The sequence below is a fragment of the Frankia tisae genome, from assembly GCF_025403405.1.
GTDB classification, from domain to species: domain Bacteria; phylum Actinomycetota; class Actinomycetes; order Frankiales; family Frankiaceae; genus Frankia; species Frankia tisai.
This window is the reverse complement of the sequence record NZ_JANEZT010000841.1, coordinates 1-425: the sequence shown is the minus strand read 5'-3', so window position 1 is coordinate 425 and position 425 is coordinate 1. Positions and strand designations below refer to the sequence as shown.

Genomic DNA, 425 nt, shown 5'->3' with positions numbered 1-425 from the left:
TGCCGGTCTCGCGCCCGGCCGCCTGGATGAGCGCGGCGAACAGGTCGATCTCGTAGTTGCTGTGCACGTGCTGCAGGATGGCCGCGAGGCGCTCCAGGCCCATGCCGGTGTCCACGCAGGGCGCGGGCAGCGGCGACACGGAGCCGTCCTCGGCCATGTCGAACTGCATGAACACGTTGTTCCAGATCTCGATGAAGCGGTCGCCGTCCTCATCGGGGCTGCCCGGGGGGCCGCCGGCGATGTGCGGGCCGTGGTCGTAGAAGATCTCGGAGCACGGGCCGCAGGGGCCGGTGTCGGCCATCATCCAGAAGTTGTCGGACTTGTAGCGGCCGCCCTTGTTGTCGCCGATGCGGATCACGCGCTCGGGCGGCAGGCCGATCTCCTTCGTCCAGATGTCGTAGGCCTCGTCGTCCTCGGCATAGACG

The 425-nt window shown here is 68.5% G+C and carries 1 protein-coding gene; it reads right to left on the bottom strand.

The features are described 5' to 3' along the window. The coding region (locus tag NBZ85_RS34275) for an alanine--tRNA ligase-related protein (protein ID WP_261563520.1) at positions 1-425 on the bottom strand (425 nt) is incomplete at both ends.